At 36.1% G+C, this 21,661-nt stretch carries 21 protein-coding genes, 5 tRNA genes and 1 pseudogene; 7 read left to right on the top strand and 20 right to left on the bottom strand.

Features of this window, described 5'->3' with window-relative positions:
- The 5 genes and pseudogenes from A194_RS0105370 to A194_RS20505 form a co-directional block, all read right to left on the bottom strand.
- Positions 1 to 577 (bottom strand): annotated as a pseudogene (locus tag A194_RS0105370) (hypothetical protein); the annotation flags it as partial.
- A gap of 132 nt (positions 578 to 709) precedes the next feature.
- On the bottom strand, positions 710 to 895 hold the full coding sequence (locus A194_RS0105365; RefSeq protein ID WP_017185835.1) for a YqgQ family protein: 186 nt from the start codon (positions 893 to 895) through the stop codon (positions 710 to 712).
- A 15-nt stretch (positions 896 to 910) separates the two neighbouring features.
- The gene (locus A194_RS0105360) at positions 911 to 2,455 is read right to left on the bottom strand and encodes a rhomboid family intramembrane serine protease (RefSeq protein WP_017185834.1); all 1,545 of its coding nucleotides are present in this window, start codon (positions 2,453 to 2,455) and stop codon (positions 911 to 913) included.
- A gap of 30 nt (positions 2,456 to 2,485) precedes the next feature.
- Positions 2,486 to 2,965 (bottom strand): endolytic transglycosylase MltG, encoded by a 480-nt coding sequence (locus tag A194_RS17445; protein ID WP_017185833.1) that lies wholly within the window; start codon positions 2,963 to 2,965, stop codon positions 2,486 to 2,488.
- A gap of 42 nt (positions 2,966 to 3,007) precedes the next feature.
- Positions 3,008 to 3,394, bottom strand: a complete 387-nt coding sequence (locus A194_RS20505) for a hypothetical protein (RefSeq protein WP_017185832.1) — start codon at positions 3,392 to 3,394, stop codon at positions 3,008 to 3,010.
- Positions 3,395 to 3,564: 170 nt separating this feature from the next.
- Here A194_RS20505 and rpmG point away from each other — a divergent pair, with 170 nt between their 5' ends.
- Both rpmG and A194_RS0105340 read left to right on the top strand, forming a co-directional pair.
- Positions 3,565 to 3,714, top strand: a complete 150-nt coding sequence (gene rpmG, locus A194_RS0105345; RefSeq protein WP_017185831.1) for a 50S ribosomal protein L33 — start codon at positions 3,565 to 3,567, stop codon at positions 3,712 to 3,714.
- A 73-nt stretch (positions 3,715 to 3,787) separates the two neighbouring features.
- Positions 3,788 to 4,354: a 5-formyltetrahydrofolate cyclo-ligase gene (locus tag A194_RS0105340; protein WP_017185830.1), complete on the top strand. Its 567-nt coding sequence runs from the start codon at positions 3,788 to 3,790 to the stop codon at positions 4,352 to 4,354.
- Between the two features lie 72 nt (positions 4,355 to 4,426).
- Here the strand turns inward: A194_RS0105340 and A194_RS0105335 are convergent, their stop codons facing one another.
- From A194_RS0105335 to A194_RS0105325, 3 genes are all read right to left on the bottom strand, one after another.
- The gene (locus A194_RS0105335; protein ID WP_017185829.1) at positions 4,427 to 6,556 is read right to left on the bottom strand and encodes a peptidoglycan D,D-transpeptidase FtsI family protein; all 2,130 of its coding nucleotides are present in this window, start codon (positions 6,554 to 6,556) and stop codon (positions 4,427 to 4,429) included.
- A gap of 80 nt (positions 6,557 to 6,636) precedes the next feature.
- Complete coding sequence (locus tag A194_RS0105330; RefSeq protein ID WP_017185828.1) at positions 6,637 to 7,863, bottom strand: MFS transporter; 1,227 nt, start codon at positions 7,861 to 7,863, stop codon at positions 6,637 to 6,639.
- A 106-nt stretch (positions 7,864 to 7,969) separates the two neighbouring features.
- Positions 7,970 to 8,581, bottom strand: a complete 612-nt coding sequence (locus A194_RS0105325; protein ID WP_017185827.1) for a superoxide dismutase — start codon at positions 8,579 to 8,581, stop codon at positions 7,970 to 7,972.
- A gap of 216 nt (positions 8,582 to 8,797) precedes the next feature.
- Here A194_RS0105325 and A194_RS0105320 point away from each other — a divergent pair, with 216 nt between their 5' ends.
- Complete coding sequence (locus tag A194_RS0105320) at positions 8,798 to 9,889, top strand: SDR family oxidoreductase (protein ID WP_017185826.1); 1,092 nt, start codon at positions 8,798 to 8,800, stop codon at positions 9,887 to 9,889.
- Between the two features lie 47 nt (positions 9,890 to 9,936).
- On the opposite strand, the gene A194_RS0105315 is transcribed toward A194_RS0105320, so the two are convergent.
- The 6 genes from A194_RS0105315 to A194_RS0105290 all read right to left on the bottom strand — a co-directional run bounded on the left by A194_RS0105315 (position 9,937) and on the right by A194_RS0105290 (position 12,190).
- Positions 9,937 to 10,029: transfer RNA gene (locus A194_RS0105315), tRNA-Ser, on the bottom strand.
- 21 nt (positions 10,030 to 10,050) lie between these two features.
- A tRNA-Ile gene (locus A194_RS0105310) sits at positions 10,051 to 10,127 on the bottom strand.
- Positions 10,128 to 10,137: 10 nt separating this feature from the next.
- Positions 10,138 to 10,213: transfer RNA gene (locus A194_RS0105305), tRNA-His, on the bottom strand.
- 42 nt (positions 10,214 to 10,255) lie between these two features.
- Positions 10,256 to 10,328, bottom strand: a tRNA-Met gene (locus tag A194_RS0105300).
- A 1-nt stretch (position 10,329) separates the two neighbouring features.
- Positions 10,330 to 10,404: transfer RNA gene (locus A194_RS0105295), tRNA-Asn, on the bottom strand.
- Between the two features lie 178 nt (positions 10,405 to 10,582).
- Positions 10,583 to 12,190, bottom strand: a complete 1,608-nt coding sequence (locus A194_RS0105290) for a Na/Pi cotransporter family protein (protein ID WP_040402388.1) — start codon at positions 12,188 to 12,190, stop codon at positions 10,583 to 10,585.
- 230 nt (positions 12,191 to 12,420) lie between these two features.
- On the opposite strand from A194_RS0105290, the gene A194_RS0105285 reads away from it, so the two are divergent.
- A complete protein-coding gene (locus A194_RS0105285; RefSeq protein ID WP_017185824.1) occupies positions 12,421 to 13,182 on the top strand; it encodes a DUF1189 family protein in 762 nt (253 codons plus the stop codon).
- Here the strand turns inward: A194_RS0105285 and A194_RS0105280 are convergent.
- Positions 13,179 to 13,820 (bottom strand): NfeD family protein, encoded by a 642-nt coding sequence (locus tag A194_RS0105280; protein WP_017185823.1) that lies wholly within the window; start codon positions 13,818 to 13,820, stop codon positions 13,179 to 13,181. The two genes, A194_RS0105285 and A194_RS0105280, sit on opposite strands and share 4 nt — an antisense overlap.
- 164 nt (positions 13,821 to 13,984) lie before the next feature.
- On the opposite strand from A194_RS0105280, the gene ispG reads away from it, so the two are divergent.
- On the top strand, positions 13,985 to 15,088 hold the full coding sequence (gene ispG / locus A194_RS0105275; protein ID WP_017185822.1) for a flavodoxin-dependent (E)-4-hydroxy-3-methylbut-2-enyl-diphosphate synthase: 1,104 nt from the start codon (positions 13,985 to 13,987) through the stop codon (positions 15,086 to 15,088).
- Between the two features lie 77 nt (positions 15,089 to 15,165).
- Here the strand turns inward: ispG and A194_RS19330 are convergent, their stop codons facing one another.
- A complete protein-coding gene (locus tag A194_RS19330) occupies positions 15,166 to 15,600 on the bottom strand; it encodes a DUF2306 domain-containing protein (RefSeq protein WP_017185821.1) in 435 nt (144 codons plus the stop codon).
- A gap of 75 nt (positions 15,601 to 15,675) precedes the next feature.
- Entirely contained in the window at positions 15,676 to 16,380 is a 705-nt protein-coding gene (locus A194_RS0105265) for a lytic transglycosylase domain-containing protein (protein ID WP_017185820.1), read from the bottom strand.
- Between the two features lie 160 nt (positions 16,381 to 16,540).
- Between A194_RS0105265 and A194_RS0105260 the strand changes: the two genes are divergently transcribed.
- Positions 16,541 to 16,813, top strand: a complete 273-nt coding sequence (locus A194_RS0105260; RefSeq protein WP_017185819.1) for a DUF2624 family protein — start codon at positions 16,541 to 16,543, stop codon at positions 16,811 to 16,813.
- On the opposite strand, the gene A194_RS0105255 is transcribed toward A194_RS0105260, so the two are convergent.
- Entirely contained in the window at positions 16,814 to 17,704 is an 891-nt protein-coding gene (locus A194_RS0105255) for a deoxyribonuclease IV (protein ID WP_017185818.1), read from the bottom strand.
- Positions 17,705 to 17,721: 17 nt separating this feature from the next.
- On the bottom strand, positions 17,722 to 19,038 hold the full coding sequence (locus A194_RS0105250; protein ID WP_017185817.1) for a DEAD/DEAH box helicase: 1,317 nt from the start codon (positions 19,036 to 19,038) through the stop codon (positions 17,722 to 17,724).
- Positions 19,039 to 19,178: 140 nt separating this feature from the next.
- On the opposite strand from A194_RS0105250, the gene A194_RS0105245 reads away from it, so the two are divergent.
- Positions 19,179 to 20,138, top strand: a complete 960-nt coding sequence (locus tag A194_RS0105245; protein WP_017185816.1) for a 4-hydroxy-3-methylbut-2-enyl diphosphate reductase — start codon at positions 19,179 to 19,181, stop codon at positions 20,136 to 20,138.
- A gap of 125 nt (positions 20,139 to 20,263) precedes the next feature.
- Here A194_RS0105245 and guaA read toward each other — a convergent pair.
- Positions 20,264 to 21,661, bottom strand: a 1,398-nt coding sequence (gene guaA, locus A194_RS0105240) for a glutamine-hydrolyzing GMP synthase (RefSeq protein WP_017185815.1), incomplete at its 5' end; no start/stop codon positions are given.

Genomic DNA, 21,661 nt, shown 5'->3' with positions numbered 1-21,661 from the left:
AAACTGGTAAACCTACATTTTTCACTAAATACTCTCGGTCAAAACCGCGTTGGAAAAGCATCGGTCTCTCAATCTCAGCTAGAACCATGTTAACGATCACAGCTGTCATAGATATTGCCACGATACGTTTACGAAATTGACTAGAAAACTGTTCAATTGAGAACGTATTTAGTTTTATAAACGTCATAATTAAAGCTAAATCTAAAAACAATAATATATCTGAGAAATAAACTAAAGAAGTCACACTTGAGCCTAGATCTCCAGCATTGTTTACTTGAAATAACGTTGGTACTGTTACAAAGTCTGTAAAGTTACGATAATACATTAAGTTAGCCATAATGATAATCGAAAGAATAATACCCGTCGTTAGTATATACCGCTTCTGACTTTTAGGCTTAAGCCATACTGCGATAAAGAACAGAAACATACTAATGGCAAAAGCATTGACTAACAAAATAATTTCTTGGAATAATGATTCAATTGATAAATCAAAATAAAATCTATATACAACGTATGTCTTTATTCCGACTAAGATCGCTGCAATTATAAATAACGGAATTTTTTTAATCCGATTCATGAAGCTCCCTCCACTTTCCCACAATAAACTCTCCCACATATTAGACGTTCCATATTAAAAAAAGTTTCAAAAATGTTATATATTTAATACCCGTTTTATCATTTTTTCAAACATTTTACAACGAAAATTATTTTACGATTTCTTTTCAGAACGTAATATTAAGACAGCCTGCTTAAACTCTTCAGAACTAATTAGGTTATTTTGATACAGCTCCCTAATCTCCTCTTCCATTAACATAATATCTGATTCTCGGTCACCTAAATAAACAAAAGAGCCGAATCGTTTTAATAGTTTTTGTACATCTAGGTAGCTATTCATCCATTTCCCCGCCCTTTAGTCTGATAATTGGTCATAAAAATCACGAAATTGTTCTTGATCAGGATTAAGATCAATCGCTTTCTCGACATATTCTTTAGCTTTATTGTGCTCTCCACGTTGCTCATATAATACCCCTAAATTATAAAAAGCCTCTGAGAAATGAGGATCTAGCTCAATTGCTTTATATAAATCTTCTTCGGCCTTTGAAAGCTCGTTTTGTTCGATATGAGCAACAGAACGATAGAAATATAAATATTCGTGATTGATTCCTTCGTCGATTGCATTCGTTAACAAACGTACTGCGCGATCGTATTCTTCATTATTAACATGCTGCTGTGCAATCAAAGCTAATGAATGCGGATCTTCAGACGTTTCAGCATGGTTAACGCCATGAGCCGTCATCGAAGTGATCAATAAAATGAATAGTATAGTGGCATTCAATTGTTTACTTTTCCCTTTTTTATAAGGTAATTGAACGATTTGAGCTGCTAAGAAACCGCCAATTAAACCACCCAAATGGGCACCATTATCAATTTGGGGCACGGTAAAACCGAATACAATATTAATTCCAATAATAATTAATAAACTAGTTCCCATTGTTTTAAAGAATAGCTCACGATAATTTAGCCCAAAGAAAAGTAATGCACCAAACAATCCAAAAATTGCTCCAGAGGCACCTGCAGCTACGGCATCATTTGTCGCAAAACTTGCCATGCCTCCAAATATCCCTGCTAAGAAATAAATGATTAGAAATCTTTTTGTACCGTATATTTTTTCAGCTACATCACCAAGAAAAAAGAGAGCAAGCATATTCATAAACAAATGTAATGCCCCAATATGTAAGAACATAGAAGATACAATCCGCCACCAGTCACCATCTGCTATCGCCGGATTATACTTTGCTCCCCATTCAATTAAGTGAAATGTATCTGTACTACTTCCATTCAATTCAATTAAAGCAAAAACAAATAAATTAGCTAAGATTAAAAGGTAAGTTAATCTCGTTTTACCAAAAAAGAATACTTGCTTAAATTCTCTCTCTTTAGCTCTATGATAACCAACGACTTTTTGTTCGAGGTAAACAGTCTGGCGATCCATTTCTTCTGAAATTGGTTCTAGATCTAAGTTCATATAGTCTGTAACTGGTTCATTAACTTGATTAGATAATCTTGATAATTCATCATTTTTTTCGCCTTGATTAAAATAATATACCGAAACTTGAGCATTTTTCTTCTCTGTTAATGATTTGGTTTCCCTAACGTCTTCCCACCGGTCTACTGGAGCCAAATCAGAAAAGTAAGCAATGTGGTAATGTACTGTTCTACCTCTTACGAACCTTAATTTTTTCATTAAATAGTTTACTTTCTGGTGGACATCTCTCCTAAGGTGGTTAGCCCAATCAAATTGTTTATGGTTAAGAAGAATAATATGACTCGTTTTCTTTTCGTACCTTTCCAAAATAAAGAGGTCACGGTCATTAGAAATATAACGGACTTCGAATTGGTGGTTGATTAACTGGTCGATCATTTTCAACATCGTATACTTCTCAGCAATATACAACCCGATTCCCCCCTTTTATTCCACTTTAATCTAATTTGTTATCGTAATAGCAATTTGTTGATGACTCATTTCTGAAGTTACGACGTAAGTCCCAACTTGAATAGCTCGGCTGTAATCATTTTCAGTTAAGTAGTTGACCAATTCATTTGAATCATTAATGATGCCTTGTTCTTCTAAGACAGAAGCAATATTATGTGTACTCATTCCTGATTCAATCTCTAGCGTATAAATTTCATGGTCGTTTTGATTATCAGTCAATTGTTCTTGAGCTCCATAACCTTCTAGTTGTTCTTTTAAATCATTGTAATCTGCTTCCAATTGTTCAAATTGGTCCATATCAGATTGGGACATTATAATATGTCCTTCTTCTTCTAGTAACTCGTGTGCTTCTTCTATAGAAACATGTTCATCAGCTTCAACATTAGCTACTTCTTGTTCACTTTCAGCTTCATTGAAGTACACAACTGTTATAATTAATGTCGTCACTATTATACCTAGTGAAAATGCCATTATTATTGGCCTCATATTGCAACCTATTCCTTTCTAATTAGCCTATGCAAAAGCTTGCTTGTTAGTCTTTTGATGGACGATGACTTTAATATCATCTTGACTTAAGCCAGTCTGATCTTCTATTTCTTTAAAACTGTAACCTTCCTCAAACAAACCAACAACTCGTTGAACGACAGTCGGTTCTTTTTGTTTAATTAAATCATTATTTTTACTCTGTTGATTTGAGTACTCTCCTAAGTTTGTCGTTTCAGTTAACAGTTCTTCCTCTAATACTTTAAGTTTATTGTTCATAACATATTGATTTTGAATATGATCCATCGATAACTGTTCTAATTCAGTTTCAATTACTTTAAATCGATTGTTCATAAAAAAGGATATGATAAGTAATAATAAACCTATAACTAAAAGTGTTCCTAACGCATATACCATCTTTGTCACCCTTACTGTTTTGTTTCATAGATATAGTTTATCATTTTAAGTCGAGAAGAGAAATTAGTTTACTATAAAATCCTTCCCTATTGCACCTTGAATATTTGTATCAATTTTGGTATGATAGTTAAGTCAAATTGAAGTTATATGTAGAAACGGAGGGAAAAATCATGCGTGTACAAATCACACTAGCTTGCACTGAAACTGGTGATCGTAACTATATCTCAACTAAAAATAAACGTACGAACCCTGACCGTTTAGAGTTGAAAAAATACTCTCCAAGATTAGGTCGTCATACGTTACACCGTGAAACGAAGTAAAACAGTAGGGGAACCTGCTGTTTTTCTTTATATTTAGACCTATTTTCACCATTTGTTTAAAGGAGAGTATAAATTGTACAAACATTCATTTAGAACTTTAAGCAAACGTTTGTTAAAACATATAAGTCGTGAACAAAAAAAAGAAGCTGCTAACGTCATTAGCAACACGTTATTTAAAACGGACTATTGGAAGCAAACACAAATAATCGCAATTACCATCCCACGTAAGATTGAACTAACTACATATCCAATTATTAAACAAGCTTGGAAAGAAAACAAACTAGTTGTCATCCCTAAGTGTTATCCACATGAAAGTAACTTAATGAAATTCTTCAAATTTACCGACGAACTTGAACTAGAAAATGTGTATCTTGATTTGTATGAACCGAAAGAAAGGATAAGCGAACAAGTTACATCCAATGAAATTGATTTAATCATCGTACCAGGATTGTTATTTGATCATAACGGTTATCGAATTGGATATGGTGGAGGCTATTATGATCGGTTTTTAAAAGAATTTAGAGGTACCAAGCTATCAATTGCCATGGAAGAACAAATTGTCCGGTCGATCCCTTACGATGATTACGACATTCCTGTTGATTATATTATTTCAAATAAACAAATATACCAATGCTTTTAACATAAAAGGGTGCACAAGGTCGTCGTGACCAATGTGCACCCTTTTTGTTTACTCTTCCTCAGAGCTATCTTCTTAATTATCTTCTTCTAACTCAACCTCGCCTTCTAATTCTTCCTCAGCTGTACCTTGACGCTCTTCTTGCAATTCAAAATAAGCATCTAAAGCACGTTCACCGATTCGTAAGTTAGTTGAGTGATCTGAGTTTGGATCGGTATGTGGTACGACAACTGCAAAAGCAACCTCTGGCTCATCAAACGGAGCATAACCGACTAAGTTTAAGTTGTTCACGTCTGCAATTTGTTCTCCACGTTCAAAGAGTGGTACCTCAGCTGTACCTGTTTTACCAGCAGGATTGTAATCTTTATCTCCGAAATAGGTTGACCCTGTACCACTACTTTCTTGAAACGCTTGCCTAAACCCTTCTTGGACCCTTTCAATATAACGATCATCCATATCGATACGGTTTAATATTTTAGACTCATTTGCTTTATATAAAGGTCCTAACCCGTCAGTATCACCAGCACTATGCATTTGACGAACGAGTGATGGCGCAATCCGATATCCGCCATTGGCAATTGTCGAAACATATTGTCCGAGCTGTAAAGTAGAGTATTGGAAGTACTGTCCAATCGAATATTGCATCTGTAAACCGGGCACTGGAACGTCTCCATATGGAGTAGTCGTACCAGTTGTTTCATAAGGTAAATCTAGTCCCGTCTCCACACCGAGACCAAACTGACTATAATAATTAATTAAGTTTTGAAAACCTTCACGACTATAATTCATCGTTGTATTACTAAAATCGTATTGATGTCTCATTTCCCCATTCATTCTTAACGCAATGAAGCCCATATAAACGTTCGATGATTCACGTAATGCTCCAATATCATTTAGTGAATCTAACCTACTATGTGAGCTAAAACTTAGATCGCCACCACCTTGATTTGATGGCAGCCTCACAGTACGATCACTTATCACTTCACCAGGGCTAATGACACCTTCTTCAAATCCAGCTAAGATAGTAGCACCTTTAATTGTTGAACCAGGCATATAAGCATCATATACAGCACGGAAAGCTTCATCACTTAAACGTTCACTTTCATCTTCTGCATCGCGATCATACGTTTGACCAGACATCGCTAATATTTCACCTGTATTAGGGTCCATCATGACAGCTAATGCATGATTTAAATGTTCGCTAGGATGTTCTTCAACAGCCTCCGTTAATTCTTCACCAACAATTTCATCAAGACGCTGTTGTAATTCCATATCAACTGACAAGACTAAGTCTTTTCCACGCTCTCCTTCTCTGATCAGCTCACTACTAATGACATTACCATTAGAGTCCGTGATGTGTTCACGTACTTCTTTTTGACCAGCTAAATATTGTTCGTACTGATCTTCCAGTCCATTTCTACCGACACGGTCATTTCGGCTGTAATTACGGGATAAAAAGTAATCTAAATTTTCATCCGGAATACCTTGTCGAGTTGTTGTAATTCCACCTAAGAAGCTAGAAAAGGTGTCTCCAAATAAATGAACCCGATCCCAGTCCGTCGTCACATTAACCCCTGGAAATCGATTTAAGTTTTCAGCAATTACAGCATACTCATCATTTTCAATATCTCTTTTAATAATGTGAGGCGTTAGCGCACTTGCTTGATTAAGCTCTCTAAACAGTGCTATTACGTTCATCTCTTCATCAGAGATTTCTCCTAAATCTTCATCAGTTACCCGATCTAGAACTAATTGATATTGTTCAGAATCACTAAGTTCAAGCTCTTCATCATCCAGTCGGCTATACGCTTCTTCAAAGTTTTGCAAGATCCAATAGTCTTCTATATCTCGCTCGGTTACACGTGATAATAGTCCGTCTGAAGTGACTTCAATATAATCGACTAGCTGTTCAGCAATCTCTAAGTTATCCTCAGGTTGAACATTTTTCGGTGGTGTATAAGTAATGGCCAATACAGGCTCATTATCTACGATTAGCTCCCCTGTTCGATCAAACATTCTTCCTCGAGGTACAGGTGTTTCAGAAGTATCTTGTTCTGTACGGTCAATCTCTTCTTGTGCATCCTGCCCATATAATATTTGTACGACGCCAAGTTGTAATATTAGCATCGAAAAAAGTAAAAAGATCAAGAAGAATAATAAATTTAAGCGAAGAGGTAAATGTGATTTACTTTTTTTATTTTTCAATGTAAGCTCCTCCCCTTAAATGCTATACATATTATAGCATCTTTTCATATATTAAATAAGGGGAGAATGGTAAAGATTTGTTAAGTCTTAGGGCTTTCTTTCACAATTTTGGCTAGGTAAATGTTAACAATTAAATAGCCAACTCCAAAAATAACTATTCCGTACTGAATCCACAATGATTGATCCATGAAAAGTAAACCGAGTAAAAAGAGTAATAACGATGTTCCACGGCCTAAATTCAAGAAAATTTCACGTAAAATGATATACTCAATTCGATACTCGCGAGCTTGGTTTGCTTTACCGATCACATCGTATGAGATCGACATATATGGAGCAAAAAATAACGGGAAAGCAATACCAACAATCGCTCCAAAAATAAAGAATTCGTAAGATAAATTTGAAATGAGTAACCAAAAAATCGCTAAATACATACTAATTGCACCAAACGTAATAAATTTAATACGGTTAGCAGGAGTAACTACACGCGCTACGACTTGATATGCTAACAAAGAAGTAGCGGCATAGATGAAGTTATAAATACCAACTGTCATTTCACTTTGTGTTCCCATATATACTAATAAACCGACTAAAAATAAAAAGACTCCTTCTCTCGTCCCTTGAAAAAAGTGAGCATTTAATAGTCTTTTCCAATTTACGTTTTCCTGTCTTTCGTTTAATGCAACGCGCAAGGCATAATTTCCTTCAATCTGTCTTCTCTCGATAAAAAAGCTACAAACGACAGCTAAAATAAACAAAATAAATGAAATAAAAAAGATGGCTAAATATCCAGTGTACCCTGTTAACACTGTAATAATAAAACCAGCCGTTATAGGTCCGACCATTCCACTAAATGATTGCAACATTCCTAAAGTACTATTAAAGAAGTCGCGTGTGTAAGGTTCCGTTACTTCAAACGTTAATACATTAAAAGCTAACCAAAAAAATCCATAACCAGCACCTAACAAACTCCCTAGAAGAAGATTATAATGAGCAGCGTTTTCTCCAAACGCTAATACTGATATAAAAAAGATTGATATTAACGTGATTCCCGCTCTTAATATTAATATTCGGTCAATCTTTTTCGCCCACTTACCAAACAGAATATAAATTAACGTTTGCGAGATTGCAATAAATAAATTGTAAAAAGCCACTACTTGTATATCTTCAGATTGTTTCCATAAAAAGATGTTGACGAAAATGTTAGAAAGAAAAATCCCAAGTGTATATAACAGCCCAATGGCTAGAAGTAAGTATAAGTTTTTGCGTTCATGATCACTCACATCATGACTTAAGCGATTTAGCAACATACAACTCCCTCGTTTCTATCTGTAGTTTTTGCAATAAGAAGTCGCTTATGCAACTAAACCAAAAAGAAAAAGCTTGCACCTAAATAGGTACAAGCTTTGATGATTATTATTTAGCTTCTTCGTAACGCTTACTTACTTCATCCCAATTGACAACATTCCAGAATGCATTAATGTAATCCGGACGACGGTTTTGGTATTTCAAGTAGTAAGCATGCTCCCAAACGTCTAATCCTAAGATTGGTGTAATACCTTCCATAACCGGTGTGTCTTGGTTTGGTGTAGATGTAATCTCTAAGTTACCGTTTTTTACAACTAACCAAGCCCAACCTGACCCGAAACGGCCAGCGCCTGCTGCTGCAAAGTCTTCTTTGAATTGATCAAAGCTACCGAAAGCTTCTTTAATTTTGTCTGCTAATTCACCTGTCGGCTCTCCGCCACCATTTGGTGAAAGAATACTCCAGAATAATGTATGGTTAGCGTGACCACCGCCGTTGTTACGTACTGCAGTTTGAATGTCACTTGGAAGTGAGTCTAGGTTTTGAAGTAGTTCTTCTAATGATTTGTCTTGAAGATCGGCATGCCCTTCTAGAGCAGCATTCAACTTCGTCACATACGTATTATGGTGTTTCGTGTGGTGAATGTTCATTGTTTCTTGGTCGATGTGGGGTTCTAATGCATCGTAAGCATAAGGTAATTCTGGTAGTTCAAATTTAGCCATAATTAATTCCTCCTTCAACATAATACGGTGGAAAGTATTTTCTGAATTTCCACTCAGTAAAAGGTTATCAACCGAATGGCTGATATGCAAGTTTTTTGCCTTAAAAGTACTTTCATAAATTCAATACCCTAAAAACAAATTATTAAAACACATAGTTGTTATGAAATTTAATATTCTGAATTATATGGTAAAATAATTTTAAATGAGGTGATTAAGATGAAATCATATTTATTTACTGGGTTTCCTGGTTTTATATCCGCAAACTTAATCCGTGAAATTATTCGTCAAAAAGATTTTGACCAAATTTACTTACTTGTTTTAGAACAAGCTATTGATGAAGCTAATAGCTTATTGAACCATATCGTGATCGAAGAAAAAGTCGCAAGAGACAAGTTGACTATTGTTAAAGGGGACATCACTAAAGAAAAACTAGGTATTAATCAAAAGATGGCTAATAATATCCAACATGACGTTACTCATGTTTTTCATTTAGCCGCTTTATATGATCTAGCTGTACCTTACGACATTGCTCATAAAGTAAACGTTATTGGTACAAAACATGTTAACAACTTTGTCAGTCAATGTGACCATCTAGACCGATTAGTCTATTTCAGCACAGCTTATGTATCTGGTAACCGAGAAGGGAAAATTTACGAACATGAATTAGACGAAGGACAATCATTTAAAAATCATTATGAAAAAACTAAATTTGAAGCTGAAAAACTGACTGAAGCGATTAAACCAAATGTTCCGACTACAATAATTCGTCCTGGAATTGTAATTGGTCATTCGCAAAGCGGTTCAACGAGCAAATTCGATGGGCCATATTTTATTTTAAACTATTTACAAAGATTAAAATCACTGCCACTGATCCCTTATTTAGGAAAAGGAAACGCCTTAGCTAATTTTGTACCAATTGATTATATTGTAAAAGGAACTATGCATTTAGCACACAGTAACACAAGTAAAGATAAAACATTCCATCTAACAGATCCTAATCCATACCATGCTCAAGCTGTTTATGAAATGTTTACACAAGCATACTTAGGTAAGAATCCTATCGGGAATGTTCCACTTACAATTGGCAAAGCATTTTTATCCTTCTCCACTTTCCGTAAGTGGTTCAGAATCGAAAAAGAGGCGTTAGACTATTTTTATTGTAATTCGGATTTTGATTGTTCAGAAACGAACAAGGAGCTACAAATTGAAGGTATTACTTGCCCTGACCTTAAGGAGTATTTACCGGCGATTGTAAGGTATTATAAGAAGTTTGAAAATGATTGGACTAAGCATATAGAAATTTCTTGAAGAAATTTTAACATAAAAAAAAAGCTCTATTATAAGCTTGATTTAAATGGCGGAGGAGGAGGGATTCGAACCCCCGCGGGCCGTGAAGCCCCTGGCGGTTTTCAAGACCGCTCCCTTCAGCCAGACTTGGGTACTCCTCCGAATAAAATATAAAATTGTAATGGTGGACCCTGCAGGACTCGAACCTGCGACCGATCGGTTATGAGCCGATAGCTCTAACCAGCTGAGCTAAGGGTCCACTTAAGTAATGGGGCGATCGGTGGGAATCGAACCCACGAGTGCCGGAGCCACAATCCGGTGCGTTAACCCCTTCGCCACGACCGCCATATTCATATTTAAGTATGTAAGTTTTTTATTATTTTGTAATGGCGGCGGAGGGGATCGAACCCCCGACCTCACGGGTATGAACCGTACGCTCTCGCCAGCTGAGCTACGCGCCATGGCTCCAGCGGCAGGATTCGAACCTGCGACCAATTGGTTAACAGCCAACTGCTCTACCTCTGAGCTACGCTGGAAAATAACAAAGGTATGTTTTATGAACGTGCTGTTAAGTTAAAAGCTATCAACAGCGACGAGATATAATTTACCATGATACTGTAGGGTTGTCAACAGAGGTGATTGTTTTTTTTAACAAAAGAATTTAATTTAATATTCAAGACAGGCTAATGTGCGCAGCCTGTCTTGAACTTTTACTTATTCTTCATGATTAACTTCTTGAGCAATATTTAATGCGTGATCTCCAATTCGTTCTAGGTTACTAATAATGTCAACAAAGATAATTCCAGCAGTGCCAGAACATTTACCTTCATTCAAACGATGAATATGCTTCTTACGATAAACTCTTTCCATCTCATCGATTTTATTCTCTTTTTCCATTGCTTTTTTCGCTAACTCAACATCTCCATCTTCAAACGCCTTAATAGCCTGCGTTACCGTTTCAACGGTTAAGTCAAACATTTCATTTAAGTCTTCCATTGCTTGCTCTGTTAAATGGACTTTGTTAGCAATTTTATATTCATTCAGTTCAACGATATTTTCAAAGTGGTCACCAATACGTTCCATATCACGAACGACATCAACTACCGTCGAATGGACATTACTATCTGCTTGTGTAATATCTTGGCTAGATACTTGCACTAAGTAGTTCGTAATTTTCTTATCCAAGTTATTAATTGCATCTTCTAGTGATAATGCGATTTCTGCATTTTTAGGTTGATTTGAATTTAAATATTCTCGTGTTTGCTCTAAACCTTTTATTGCAACTTCACCCATTCTGAGTGTTTCAGCTTTAGCTTGAGATATTGCCATTGAAGGTGATTGCTCTAAGAATATAGGGTCTAAATGCTTAGGCTTCGAATCAACGACAGCATCATCACCAGGTACAAGCTTTGTAACAATTAATGCTAATAAAGCTATAAATGGAAATTGGATCACTGTATTAGTAACATTGAAGATTCCGTGCGCAAACGCAATGGTCATCCTAGGTTCTAATACTAATACATCTCTAAACCATTCTACTGCCATTGTGAAAGGAATTAATAGTATTAAAAAGACTGTTGTACCTAATAAGTTGAATATTACGTGTGAAGCTGCTGCTCGCTTAGCTGCAACACTCGCACCCATTGCTGCTAATACAGCAGTAATTGTCGTACCAATGTTATCTCCGAATAATACAGGTAAAGCTGCTTGAAGTTCTATTGCACCTTCAGCATGTAATGACTGTAATACACCAATTGCAGCTGTAGAGCTTTGAACACTAACTGTGAAAATAGTACCAATTGCAACACCTAATAAAGGTATATCACTCATCGTAACAGTCAAATCTTGGAATGCCTGCATTCCTCTTAAAGGTCTTAGACCGTCACTCATTAGTTCCAATCCATAGAAAATAGCTCCAAAACCGAACACCGTTTGTCCAAAATAAACAACTTTTTTATTTTTGAAGAAAAACAGTAAAAATGTACCGACTGCTAAAATAGGTAAAGCATATGCTGATATGTCTATACCAATGATAAATGCAGTTACTGTAGTACCTATATTGGCACCCATAATAACACCAATAGCTTGTCTTAATGTCATGAAACCTGCATTAACTAAACCAATAGTTAATACTGTTGTACCTGTACTTGTTTGTAAAAGAACAGTTACGACAATACCAGCAAGTACACCCATAAAAGGGTTTGTTGTAAAACGATCTAAAATGTCCCTTAACTTGTCACCAGCTGATCGTTGTAATCCATCCCCCATGTACTTAATACCAAATAAGAAAAGACCTAGTCCACCAACAAACAGGAATATCATTTGTTGAACTGAAACTTCTTCCACATTCCTCACCTCAGATTAAAATATGTTTATCTATGTTGATTTCAACAAGTCCATTATGCTCTGACACATTCAACAAAGTAAACCTATTCTCGACATTCTTTACAAAAACTTAACAATAGCTATTTAATTATAAAAAATGATATAAAATTATTGTTCGCAAGGTTGTTGTTAGATATTATAGTAAAGAGCTATATGGGAGGAATTGCATGAAGGTTAATATAATAAAAAGATTCGTTTGGAGCTTGTCTAACTTTAAAAATGTTGCCAAGTTAAGATCAGAAAAAATAAGCAAACCAATTGTTTATTTAATAACTCTTATGTTTTTATTGGCAATACCATATGCCGCTATTATGGCATTCGATTCACAACAAGCAGTGAACCAAATAAGTGAGTCGACAATAGCTGAGGAGTTAACTGGACATTTTGACGGGGATACTGTCAACCTTGATGAAGACCGATCTCTAGTTGAAGAAGGTAATACTTCTATTGCTTTTACAGAAGAAGGTTTTGAACAAGCAGAAGGTAATGTCGTTTTATACTTCCAATCAGATCAAGCAACCCTCGTCACTGACCGTAATCATTACTCTTTCTTATATGATGATGTTATTTCGAGTGGGGACTTTACGTTACAACAAATTGTTGATGGATTAGATCAATTTATTTTAACTTTGATTTTGGTATCAACTATTATTTATTTCTTTATTTCCTTTGTCATTAAGCTAGCAGAGGTTACACTGTTAGGTTTTGCTGGTTTCATCGGAAATAAATCGTTAAATCGTGAAGCGCAGTTTAGTGGCATTTGGAAATTAGCTGTTTATGTGGCCACTTTACCTACGATCATTGTAAGCATCATTCAATGGACAGGTATTCAACAAAATTTATCCGGAATAATATTTTGGTTAGGTAGTTTCATCATAATGTACTTAGTCTTAAAGCATATTCCTAAACAACAGAGCAATGAGGATTAACCCTCACTGCTCTGTTCTTTTTCAACTAATATTTTCGTTCCATCGACTGCTACAACTTTTACATTCTGACCAGGTTCTATATACTGACCATTAGATACAGCACTGTATCTTTCATCTTCAATCTTAACTGTACCTGTAGGCCTTAACATTGATTCAGTCACCCCTGCTTTTCCAACTAACTCCTTGTAGGATTCATTTAAAGAATTATACCCTTTTTCACTTGTTAGCTGATCTTTTAAAGCTAATTTTCCCCACATAGCACGCTTCGGTAATGTATCAATTCTAATTAAGATTAAACTACTTAAAGAACCTAAAATGACACCAGCAATACTATATGTCGCGTATATACCATCAGGAGCAGCGAAAGCTACTGAAAATAATACTACAAAAAACCCGATAACGCCTAAAATCCCATCATTAACAAACTTGCCATCAGCAATAATCAATGCGAGTCCTAAAGCAAAGCCCAATCCGACTAATATTAAATCCGTCGTGGATAAAAATGATGAAAAGTACAACCCTATTGTGATCACACCAATTAAGGCACCTAACCCTCTTAAACGGATTAAGATTTCAGCAAAGAAAAAGAACATCGCAACCCCAGTAATGACAAATACTCCTAATACACTTTCAATCATCATATTCCCTCCCTTTTTTATATTTTAATGCATTTTTCTGACATATTAAATACTATATATTTATTATAGCAGTTATCTAAGTTAGCATGTTAAACTAAACTTATGTTATGATTCTTTATGGAGAGCTTAAAATTTTCCATTGTATATAAAAGGAGAGTTGAAAGATGTCTACGATCACACATCGTAAAGATACAAGACCTGTCCGTGTCGGAAATGTCATGATTGGCGGGAAAGATGAAGTCATTATTCAATCAATGACGACTACAAAAACACATGATGTAGAAGCAACAGTTAATGAAATACACCGTTTAGAAGAAGCTGGTTGTCAAGTTGTTCGTGTAGCATGTCCAGATGACCGTGCTGCGAATGCCATTCCAGAAATTAAAAAACAAATTAACATTCCACTTGTTGTAGATATTCACTTTGACTATCGTTTAGCTTTAAAAGCTATTGAAGGTGGAGCAGATAAAATTCGTATTAACCCTGGTAATATTGGTAAGCGTGAACGTATTGAAGCTGTTGTTAATGCAGCAAAAGAAAAAGGTATACCTATTCGTATTGGTGTTAATGCTGGTTCGCTTGAACGCCATTTATTAGAAAAATATGGTTACCCAACAGCTGATGCTATGGTAGAAAGTGCTTTACACCATATTAAGATTTTAGAGGACTTAGACTTTCACGATATAGTCGTATCCTTAAAAGCTTCTGATGTTCATTTAGCAGTTGAAGCATACGAAAAGGCAGCTGAACAGATTTCTTACCCTATTCACTTAGGTATTACTGAATCTGGTACTTTATTTGCTGGAACAGTAAAAAGCGCTGCAGGCTTAGGAGCAATATTAAGTAAAGGAATTGGAAGCACTGTCCGCATTTCATTAAGTGCAGACCCTGTTGAAGAAGTTAAAGTTGCTAAAGAATTATTAAAATCATTTGGGCTTGCTGCCAATGCAGCTACTTTAATTTCTTGCCCAACATGCGGCCGAATTGAAATTGATTTAATTTCGATTGCAAACGAAGTCGAAGAGTATATTCAAAACATTAAAGCACCAATTAAAGTGGCTGTTTTAGGTTGTGCAGTAAACGGTCCTGGTGAAGCTCGTGAAGCTGACATTGGTATTGCTGGTGCCCGTGGCGAAGGCTTACTATTTAGACACGGTGAAATTATCCGAAAAGTACCTGAAGAAATAATGGTCGATGAGCTTAAGAAAGAAGTCGACAAATTAGCTGAAGAGCATTATCAAAAACAAAAAGAAGAACAAGAAGCATAAATGCAAACCTCCAAATGGTTAATCCATTTGGAGGTTTTTACATAAAAAAAGGCCTGCCAAATAGGCAGACCGTACATCTATATTATCGGAAATAAGAACAACCTAATCGCTACTGCTGCAATCGCTATACCAATCGCTATGTTACCTAACGTATTGGCACCACGACGCTTAGCGTATATACCCATCACTACGCCGATAACGGCGAAAAGTAATGTCCATACAAAGAATGACAGTAACGATACAGCTAAAGCGATCCAGCCCCAACCTGCATCAACATGCTCTTCATATCTTGACTCTTTCTCTTCTTTTCTCATTTTATCTTCATCTAACTCATCAGGATTAAATGTCGCTGCATCACTTGCGAATTCAACATCATCACTGCGGTTACTTATGCCATCTTCTGCATTTCTGATTCCAGTGATGGGATCATTAGTTGGATTAAAATTGTTGTTTTGCTCGAAATAATTATCATCTTCACTATAACTTCTTGGGTGTCGATCATCGTTGCTCATTCATCTTCCCTCACTTTCCTTAGGAGTACTTATAGTGTGTGAGGGAGAGCATAAATTATACTTGTTGTCACCAACTTAGTTAGCGAAAGCTAAGTTACGGTTTTCTTCTGCCTTTTCTTGGATCTCTATAGCATACCAACTAGCTGCATGTCCATTTTCTTCTTGATATTGTTCAAGGCCACCAATGCCTCTGTGATAAGCGGTTAAAGCTTCATCCCAATTATCATACTCACCGTACAAAAAGTCTAAATATACTACTGCTAATTGAATGCTATAAGTTGGTTCGAAAAGCAAATCTTTCTCGTATGGAAGGTCTGCCATATCTGCAATCCAAGGTGCTGTATTTTCCATAAATTGTGATAATCCGTAAGCATGACCATACTGAGTTGGTGGCCCAACTAGTTCTGGGTCAAACGTATCACCTGTTTCAACTTTAATTAGCTCATATACAATGAACGGGTCTATATCATAAGCTTCAGACTTTTGAATTAAGAAAAGTGCCCATGACTTCTCAAATGAACCTCCACTGTCCTCAACCATTTTATTAGCCTGCATTTCAATCTCATTCCAATTATGGTATGAAAAATCTGATTCCCATTTTAAATTAATTGATTGGAAATACTCATTCTGGTTTTGTACTGATTCATTTTGAATTTTCAACTCTTCTTGCTGCTGTTTAAGCTCTTCTATAGTTTGTTCATAATTTATATTATTCACGATGAATGCCGTTGTCATAACCATAATTGTAATAAATAAAACAACATAATGCTTCATATTCATGTAAACATCCTCTCTTGCCCTTAAAGAATTGGTAACTTTTGGGCACAATTTGTCATAGTAACTTATTAGCAGCTCCTAATCAAACAAAACGGTGCAAAACACAGATTTCCCTTATTTGCATATACATAAACATCCAAGTATTAAAAAGGGTGTTGATTTGATGTTAAAGCGATTAATTACAACTAGGTTGTATCACTCTTCTCCAGAAGAAGTGGTTAAGTACAGTCAAGAGTACGGAATTCCTGTTTCCCATGAACAAGCAGCGATGATCTTGAGCTTTATAAAAAAAGAAAAAATCGATCCTTTTTCAGAAAAGGACCGATTAAGAACTTTTAAATTTATTCAACAAAACATTGGTACTGCCGAGGCAAAACAAGCTTATCAGTTGCTATACCAGCTGGCAAAACAATACCAGCTTGATGATTTGTTATAGTTATTGTTCCATAATTTTCGACTTTAAGTCTTCATCAAACGTATCACCTTTAAGCATGTCAATTTCAAACTTATAAGGTGGCTTTTTATTCTTTTTGTCTGTACCGACAAAAGGTGTCTCTAATATTTTAGGTAAATGCATTAAATCATCATGATGAATAATATTGTGAAGTGCCTCAAAGCCGATATGACCAAAGCCGATGTTTTCATGTCGGTCTTTTCGGGCACCACGTTCATTTTTACTGTCATTAATGTGTAATACTTTTAAACGATCAAGACCAATTATATTATCGAATTCTTTTAGTACACCGTCAAAATCATTTACAATATCATACCCTGCATCGTGAACGTGACAAGTGTCTAAACAAATAGATAGCCGTTCATTGTGTGTTACACCATCAATTATTTGTGCTAGTTCTTCAAAAGAGCGGCCAATTTCTGAGCCTTTACCTGCCATCGTTTCTAAAGCAATTTGAACATCACGCTTTTCATCAAAAACTTCATTTAAACCCTCAATGATTTTATTGATTCCTTTGTCTGCACCTTCCCCAACATGGGAGCCCGGGTGAAGGACAATTTGTTTAGACCCGATTGCTTCTGTTCTTTCGATTTCTGAACGTAAGAAGTTCACGCCTAATTCAAACGTTTCAGGTTTATTCGTGTTTCCAATATTAATAATATATGGAGCGTGAATAACGATGTCATCAATACCGTTTTCCGCCATATGTTGAGTACCAGCTTCTATATTTAATTCTTCAATCGCTTTACGACGAGTGTTTTGAGGGGCTCCAGTGTAAATCATAAAAGTGTTTGCACCATAAGATACAGCCGCTTCACTTGACCCAAGTAGCATCTTCTTCCCGCTCATTGATACGTGTGATCCTAGTCTCATTGCTAAGTCTCCTCCCTTTATTTACGTTTCCCTTTCTTAAATTGTTTCTGATTCATTTGTTTTTTTATTTGTTCCTTTTCATTTTTCATTTTCTTTTTATAGCCTGGTTTAACTTTTTTTGGTTTTTTAACTTTTTTCCACGCTTCTGATTCTAATTCATTTTCTGCTTTTTGTCTCTGTTTACGTTCATTCCATTTTTTAACCTGGACCCATTCGCCTTTTTTAATATCATAGTTTAAAAATTCGATACCTTTTGATTCAAGTGATTCAATTAGCTCTATGTCATTTTCTTCATAAAAACTAACAGCAGTACCTTCTAAACCAGCACGTGCCGTTCTACCGACGCGGTGTATATAGGAATCAACGTCGTATGGCATCTCAGCATTAAATACGTGGCTTACTCCAGGAATATCAATCCCTCTAGCAGCAAGGTCAGTCGCTACGATATACTCATACCTCAAGGACCTTAATTCTTTTAACACTCTTTTACGCTCTCGTGGCTTTAGTCCACCGTGAACGACACCAACTTCTAAGCCTTTCTCTAGCAATTGTTCAGCTAATGCATCAGCATGTTCCTTTTTATTGACGAATACTAATGCAATATACGGATTGATAAGCTTTGAAGCTTCTAAAATCAAATCTGCTTGATGCCTATGTCGTAATGGAATTAAACGATGTTCTAGCTGTTCAGGACTCAACACATCTTCTTCAATTTGAATATGTTCAGGTGCTGTTAAGTATTTTTTAAGAAATGGTTGTAACCCTTTTGGAATTGTAGCTGAAAATACCATAACTTGAATATCTTCATACATTCGGGATAAAATTTGATCCACTTCTTGAATAAGACCAAGGTCAATTAATAAGTCAGCTTCATCGACCACAACACTGTTGACTGTTGAACCATTAATTGTACCTTCTTCGATAAAGTCTAAAATCCTACCTGGTGTACCAACAATAATGTGTGGTGGGTTTTGTAGCTTTTGCTGTAAACGCTGCTTGTCTGTACCACCAATCACTAGCTTTGCTGTCCACTTCTCATTTGAAAAACTTATTACTTTTTTTACTTCTTCAAAGATTTGCATCGCTAGCTCTCTCGTTGGTGCAATGATTATTTTTTGCACGTCATCTTGCTCACTATTAACTCGGTCAAACATAGGAATTAAGTACGCATGGGTCTTCCCTGTACCTGTTTGTGATTGGCCAATAATGCTTTTCATTTTTAAAGCCTGTGGAATGACACGTTGCTGAATTTCTGTAGGGTGTTTGAACTTTAACTGTTCAACTACATTTAACGTATTGTTTTGTAAGTCATACGATTGGAAATATCTCTTCATTATTCTCGAACTCCTTTACTATCAAGTTTCATTATAAATGACACAAATTATAAATGCTACTGATAGAAAGATTTTGTCAAACTCGTCTATAACCATTATAATAACGAATAGAGATGATTATATGAGGAGGCCATGTTTTCATGGAAGTCATTAAAATTGCTCCAAGGGGATATTGTTACGGTGTGGTAGATGCTATGGTTATTGCAAGTAACGCTGCTAAAGACCCAAACTTACCACGACCAATTTATATATTAGGGATGATTGTACACAACAGTCATGTTACACAAGCTTTCGAAGATGAAGGTGTTATTACTTTAGATGGTAAAGACCGTACGCGTGATCAATTGTTACAAGACATTGATGAAGGAACCGTAATCTTTACTGCTCACGGTGTATCACCAGAAGTTAAGAAAGTAGCTGAAGATAAAGGTTTAACAGTTCTTGATGCGACTTGTCCTGATGTTACACGTACACATGATTTAATCCGTGAAAGAGTATCAGAAGGCTATGAAGTAGTCTATATTGGTAAAAAGGGACACCCAGAACCTGAGGGTGCTGTCGGAGTCGCACCAGACCATGTTCACTTGATTCAGACAGAAGACGAGGTAGAAAACTTAAACCTCCCAGAAGGTTCTAAGATTGTTGTTACAAACCAAACGACAATGAGCCAATGGGATGTTTACGATATTATGTTAGAAGTACAGGAAAAGTATCCTCAAACCGAAATGATTCAAGAAATTTGTATGGCGACACAAGTTCGCCAAGAAGCAGTAGCTGAACAGGCAGGAGACGCTGACTTAACATTAGTTGTCGGTGACCCGAAAAGTAACAACTCCAATCGTTTAGCACAAGTTTCTAAAGAGAAAGCTGGTACAGAAGCTTACCGTATCGCCGATGTTTCAGAAATCAAGTTAGAATGGCTTGATCAGTGTGAAAAGATCGCAGTTACAGCAGGGGCTTCTACACCAACTCCAATCACAAAAGAAGTTGTTAAATTTATTGAACAATATGATCCAAATGATGAAACAACTTGGGACCTGAATAGTAAAATTACGAACAATAAAATTTTACCTAAAGTTAAACCGAAGAAAAAAGTTTAACTTAGACTTATACCCAGCTAGAGGCTTAGACTAAAAAGTCCCTTCGCTGGGTTTTATTATGCCCAAGTTAAAAACCCCAACCATTTAATCAAAAAACGGCTAGGGTCTGTCTATACTACATTAAACTATTCCCACTCAATTGTTGCAGGTGGCTTACTCGTAATATCATAAACAACTCGATTAACACCATTCACTTCATTGGTAATCCGATTTGAAATCTTTTCAAGTACATCCCAAGGAAGTCGTGCCCAATCAGAAGTCATGCCATCCACTGACGTAACTGCACGTATGCCGACTGTATGGTTGTAAGTACGCTCATCACCTTGTACCCCAACACTTTGAATTCCCGGTAAAACCGTGAAATACTGCCATACATCTTTTTCCAAATCATTCAATTTTATCTCTTCGCGTAAAATGGCATCTGATTCACGTACAATCTCTAACTTCTCTTCTGTCACTTCTCCTAACGTACGAATCGCAAGTCCTGGTCCTGGGAACGGTTGGCGCCATACAATATGTTCAGGAATACCTAGCTCTTCGCCTAATTTTCGTACTTCATCTTTGAATAATGTTTTTAAAGGCTCAATTAAGTCAAATTGCATATGTTCTGGTAATCCGCCAACATTATGGTGTGACTTAATTGTTTGTGCTGTATCAGTACCACTTTCAATAATATCCGTGTAAAGTGTACCTTGCGCTAAATAATCCATATCCTTTAACTTATCTGCTTCATCGTCAAATACGTAAATAAATTCATTTCCAATGATTTTACGTTTTTCTTCCGGGTCACTTACCCCACTCAATTTAGATAGGAATCGATCTTTAGCATCAACTTTAATAACGTTTATATTAAATCCTTCTTCAAACATCTTCATAACATCATCTGCTTCATTCTTTCTTAATAAGCCATGGTCTACGAATATACAAGTTAATTGTTCACCAATAGCTTCATGGAGAAGAACAGCAACAACTGATGAGTCAACACCACCACTTAAAGCACATAACACTTTTCGATCCTTTACTTCTTCACGAATCTTTTCAACTTGCATGTCGATAAAGTTTTCCATCGTCCATTCTCCGTCACATTCACACGCATTAAATACAAAGTTTTTCAAAAGATCATTACCATGTTCAGAGTGTTTAACTTCAGGGTGAAATTGTACACCATACAAGTGTTTAGTTTCATGACTAAATGAAGCAATTGGACAAGAAGGGTTAGTTGCGTTAACAACAAATCCATTAGGTGCTTGAGTTACAAGGTCACCATGGCTCATCCAAACGACCTGTTCATCAGGTAGTGCTTGGAACAGACTTGATGTTTCTTTTACGTCAATCGTTGCCTTGCCATATTCTCGGTGGTTCGCTTGTTCAACGCTCCCCCCTAGTTGTTTCGCCATTAACTGCATACCATAGCAAATCCCTAATATAGGGATCCCTAGGTTAAATATCTCTTCATCTATTTGTGGTGAATTGTCATCGTATACACTGCCAGGACCACCTGATAAAACAATTCCTTTTGGATT

The sequence above is a fragment of the Alkalibacillus haloalkaliphilus C5 genome (assembly GCF_000269905.1).
GTDB lineage: Bacteria > Bacillota > Bacilli > Bacillales > Alkalibacillaceae > Alkalibacillus > Alkalibacillus haloalkaliphilus_A.
The sequence above is the reverse complement of the archived record's forward strand: the minus strand, read 5'-3'. Positions and strand labels throughout refer to the sequence as shown.